This is a genomic window from Conyzicola sp., from assembly GCF_057073975.1.
In genome coordinates, this window is sequence record NZ_JBXMIS010000098.1 from 1 (window position 1) to 5,113 (window position 5,113).

Below are 5,113 nucleotides of genomic sequence, written 5' to 3' on the forward strand. Positions count from 1 at the left end.
GAGGTCTTCCTCCCCGCCACCATCCGCGCTAGTAATAGCAGTGCGCAGTACGCTCCACCCACAGTCAAGATTTACAGAAGGAAGCAGGCAGGTTGTGACCTCGAACATCCTGGAGATGCGGTCGATCACCAAGACCTTCCCCGGCGTCAAGGCGCTCGCGGACGTGTCGCTCACGGTCGACCGTGGCGAGATCCACGCCATCTGCGGCGAGAACGGCGCAGGCAAGTCCACCCTCATGAAGGTGCTGTCGGGTGTCTACCCGCATGGCAGCTACGACGGTGACATCGTCTTCGAGGGCGAGACGGTCAGCTTCCGCGACATCCGCGACAGCGAGGCCAAGGGCATCGTCATCATCCACCAGGAGCTTGCCCTCAGCCCCTACCTCTCTATTGCAGAGAACATCTTCCTCAACAACGAGGTCAAGGGCGCCTTCGGTCTCATCGACTGGAACAAGGCCAACCTCGAGGCATCCAAGCTCCTCGCCCGCGTCGGACTCAAAGAGAACCCGACGACCAAGATCATGGACATCGGCGTCGGCAAGCAGCAGCTCGTCGAGATCGCGAAGGCACTGTCCAAGCGCGTGAAGCTGCTCATCCTCGACGAGCCGACAGCGGCTCTCAACGACGAGGACTCCGACCACCTGCTCGACCTCATCCTGCACCTCAAGGGCCAGGGCATCGCGTCGATCATCATCAGCCACAAGCTCAACGAGATCAAGAAGATCGCCGACTCCGTCACCGTCATCCGCGACGGCAAGGCCATCGAGACGATCGCCAAGGATGACGTCACAGAAGAGCGCATCATCAAGGACATGGTCGGCCGTGACCTCGAGCACCGCTACCCGGATCACACGCCGAAGATCGGCAAGGAGCTGCTGCGCGTCGAGAACTGGACGGCGCACCACCCCCAGGACACGAGCCGCGTCGTCGTCGACAACGTGAACCTCAACGTGCGCGCCGGCGAGATCGTCGGCATCGCCGGCCTCATGGGAGCCGGGCGAACCGAGTTCGCCATGAGCCTGTTCGGCCGCAGCTACGGATCGAAGATCACCGGCAAGGTGTTCAAGAACGGCACGGAGATCCATACCCGCACGGTCTCCGAGGCGATCGAGAACGGCATCGCCTACGCCACGGAGGATCGCAAGAAGTACGGGCTCAACCTCATCGAGGACATCAAGCGCAACATCTCGATGGCCAGCCTCGAGAAGCTGACGAGGCTCCGGCTCGTCAGCGACAACGAGGAGTACAAGGTCGCCAACGAGTACCGCAAGTCGATGAACATCAAGTCGCCGACCGTGCTCTCCAAGACCGGAAAGCTCAGTGGTGGCAATCAGCAGAAGGTCGTGCTGAGCAAGTGGATCTACGCGAACCCCGATGTGCTCATCCTCGATGAGCCCACCCGCGGCATCGACGTCGGCGCCAAGTACGAGATCTACACGATCATCAACAAGCTCGCGGCGGAGGGCAAGGGCATCATCGTCATCTCCTCCGAGCTGCCAGAGCTGCTCGGCATCTGCGACCGGATCTACGCCCTTTCGGAGGGTCGGATCACCGGAGAACTGCCGATCGCCAAGGCCGACCCCGAATCGCTCATCAAACTCATGACCATGGAAACGCCCCGCTGACGCGGCCGGCGAACAACTAGGAGCCCTACCTCATGTCTGACACCAGCACCAAGGACGCAGGCGTCCCCACCGTCGACCGCTTCAAGGACTCGCTCAGCCACGTGGTGAGCGACCTCGGCAAGAACGGCATCTTCCTCGCGCTCGTCGCCGTGGTCGTGCTGTTCCAGATCCTCACGAACGGGATCCTTCTGCGGCCGCAGAACATCTCGAACCTGATCGTTCAGAACGGCTACATCCTCATCCTCGCAATCGGTATGGTGCTCGTCATCGTCGCCGGCCACATCGACCTCTCGGTCGGATCCGTTGCGGCCTTCGTCGGCGCGATGTCTGGCGTGTTCCTTCGGGACTTCGGCCTTCCGTGGTGGGCGGCCATCATCCTCTCGCTCCTCGTCGGCGCGATCGTCGGTGCATGGCAGGGCTTCTGGATCGCCTACGTGAAGATACCCGCGTTCATCGTGACGCTCGCGGGCATGCTCATCTTCCGCGGTCTCGCGCTCGTGGCCCTCGGCAACGCCAACATCGGCTCGTTCCCGACCGAGTACCGCGCCCTCGGCAACGGCTTCCTCACCAACGTGTTCGGTGAGTTCCAGATCGACCCGCTCACCATGGGCGTCGCGGTTCTCGCGGTTCTCGGCCTCGTCATCCAGCAGTTCCGTACCCGCCACGGGCGCCAGAGCTACGGCCAGGAGGTCGAGCCCTTCGCGTGGTTCATCACGAAGCTCGTGCTGATCTCGGCCGCTGTCATCGCCTTCGCTCTCGCGCTCGCCTCGTTCAAGGGCATCCCGATCACGCTCATCGTGCTCGCCGTGCTCGTGCTCATCTACGGCGTCGTCTCGAACCGCAGCGTCTTCGGCCGCCACATCTACGCGATCGGCGGCAACCGTCACGCGGCAGAGCTCAGCGGTGTCAAGACGGCGAAGGTCGACTTCTTCCTGTTCGTCAACATGGGTGTTCTCGCGGCCCTCGCCGGCCTCGTCTTCACCGCCCGCCTCAACCTGGCCGGCCCGAAGGCCGGTGACGGCTTCGAGCTCGAGGCCATCTCGGCCGCCTTCATCGGTGGCGCCGCGGTGCAGGGTGGTGTCGGCACCATCGCCGGTGCGATCATCGGTGGTCTCATCATCGGTGTGCTCAACAACGGCATGTCGATCCTCGGTATCGGCATCGAGTGGCAGCAGGCAGTGAAGGGCTTCGTGCTGCTTCTCGCCGTCGCCTTCGACGTCTTCAACAAGCGCCGCTCCTCCGGCAGCTAAGACAGCCATCGGTCGTCCACTCCCGCGTAGATTTCGGGAGTGGACGCCGGTGGTTGTATTATTGGCCCATTCATGTGAGCGCTAACATTCTGCGCATCACCTGCCATGACGATTCGCAACGATGGAGTTATCGATGTCACGCACGCCCTCTCGGGAGTCGAGCGCAGCGGCTATCGCCGCCGGTCGCGCCACCCTCGGCATCGAGCTCGGCTCGACGCGGATCAAGGCCTGCCTGATCGGCGACGACCTGACCACCGTGCTCGCGACCGGGTCGCACGAGTGGGAGAACGAGTTCGTCGACGGCACGTGGACCTACTCGCTCGACGCCGTCTGGACCGGCCTGCAGGGCGCGTTCGCCGAGCTGTCCGCCTCGGTCTCCGACGCCTATGGTGTGCCCCTCGAGCGCCTCAACGCCCTCGGGGTCTCCGCGATGATGCACGGCTACCTGGCGTTCGACGCCGAAGGCACGCAGCTGGTCCCGTTCCGCACCTGGCGCAACACCAGCACCGGCGAGGCTGCGGCAGAGCTGTCTGAGCTGTTCGGCGTCAACATCCCGCTGCGCTGGTCGATCGCGCACCTGCACCAGGCCGTGCTCAGCGCGGAGCCTCACGTTGCCAGCCTCGGCCACATCACGACGCTCGCGGGGTACGTGCACGAGCGGCTGACCGGGCGACGCGTTCTCGGTGTCGGCGACGCATCCGGGGTGTTCCCGATCGACCCGGCCACCCGCGACTACGACGCCGACCTGCTCTCTCGCTACGACGGTCTCGGCCGACTCGACCGCCCGCTGCGCAGCCTGCTGCCAGAGGTGCTCGTCGCCGGGGCCGACGCCGGGCAGCTGACCGCCGACGGCGCCGCCCTGCTCGACGCGAGCGGAGTACTGCAGCCGGGCTCGCCCGTCTGCCCGCCGGAGGGGGATGCCGGCACCGGCATGGTCGCGACGAACGCTGTCGCACCGCGCACCGGCAACGTCAGCGCCGGAACCAGCATCTTCGCCATGGTCGTGCTCGAGCGCCCGCTGCAGCACGCGCACCACGAGCTGGATGTCGTGACGACCCCGACGGGCGACCCGGTCGCGATGGTGCACTGCAACAACGGCGCGAGCGAGCTCGCCGCGTGGGTCGGGCTGTTCGAGAGCTTCGCCGCGTCGGCGGGCTTCGGTCTCTCGACCGACGCGGTCTACGAGACGCTGTTCACCCAGGCGCTGGCGGGGGAGCCAGACGCCGGTGGCCTGCTCGCCTACAACTACCTCGCGGGCGAGCCGATCGCCGGGCTCGACGCTGGCCGTCCGCTGTTCGTGCGCACGCCCGACAGCCGGTTCACTCTCGCCAACGTCATGCGGGCCCAGCTCTACGCGGTCTTCGGCACGCTGAGCCTCGGCATGCAGGTGCTCGCCGGCGAGCAGGTTGCCCTCGACCGCATGTACGCGCACGGGGGAATGTTCCGCACGGCGGGCGTCGCCCAGCGCTTCCTCGCCGCCGCCCTCGACGCTCCCGTCGGTGTGGCATCCAGCGCCTCCGAGGGCGGAGCGTGGGGCATCGCGCTCCTTGCCGCCTTCGCCGCCGACGACAGCGGTCTCGGCCTCGCCGCCTTCCTCGACTCCCGCGTGTTCGCTGCCGGCGACGCCGCGATGGTGGAGCCAACGGCAGAGGATGTCGCCGGCTATTCCGCCTACCTCGACACCTACCGCGCCGGACTCGCCATCGAGCGCGCCGCCGTCGCCGCCATCTGATCAGGACGACCGTGAACCAGACCCCAGCACTCGAGGCGGCCATCGCCGATGCCCGTGAGCAGGTGGCCCGCCTGCACGACGAGCTCGTGCGATACGACCTCGTCGTGTGGACCGGCGGCAACGTCTCCGCGCGCGTCGCGGGCGCCGACCTGTTCGTCATCAAGCCGAGCGGCGTGAGCTACGACGACCTCACCCCCGCCAACCAGATCCTCTGCGACCTCGACGGCAACGTCATCGAGGGCACTCCCGGCTCCGAGCGCTCGCCGTCGAGTGACACCGCGGCGCACGCGTACGTGTACCGCAACATGCCGTCTGTTGGCGGTGTGGTGCACACGCACTCGACCTACGCCACGGCGTGGGCGGCGCGCGGGGAGGCGATCCCGTGTGTGATCACGGCGATGGCCGACGAGTTCGGCGGGGAGATCCCGGTTGGCCCGTTCGCGATCATCGGCGATGACTCGATCGGGCGGGCGATCGTGGCGACCCTGTCGGGGCACCGGTCGCGGG

Annotated in this window: 4 protein-coding genes; all 4 read left to right on the top strand. The window is 66.2% G+C overall.

The annotated features are described in order from the left end of the window. Positions 1-94: 94 nt before the first annotated feature. On the top strand, positions 95-1,624 hold the full coding sequence (gene mmsA, locus AC14A7_RS08760) for a multiple monosaccharide ABC transporter ATP-binding protein (RefSeq protein ID WP_484008191.1): 1,530 nt from the start codon (positions 95-97) through the stop codon (positions 1,622-1,624). A gap of 32 nt (positions 1,625-1,656) precedes the next feature. Then, positions 1,657-2,874, top strand: a complete 1,218-nt coding sequence (gene mmsB / locus AC14A7_RS08765; RefSeq protein WP_484008193.1) for a multiple monosaccharide ABC transporter permease — start codon at positions 1,657-1,659, stop codon at positions 2,872-2,874. A 133-nt stretch (positions 2,875-3,007) separates the two neighbouring features. Beyond that, positions 3,008-4,606 (top strand): xylulokinase, encoded by a 1,599-nt coding sequence (locus AC14A7_RS08770; protein ID WP_484008195.1) that lies wholly within the window; start codon positions 3,008-3,010, stop codon positions 4,604-4,606. An 11-nt stretch (positions 4,607-4,617) separates the two neighbouring features. Then, the coding region (locus AC14A7_RS08775; RefSeq protein ID WP_484008197.1) for an L-ribulose-5-phosphate 4-epimerase at positions 4,618-5,113 on the top strand (496 nt) is incomplete at its 3' end.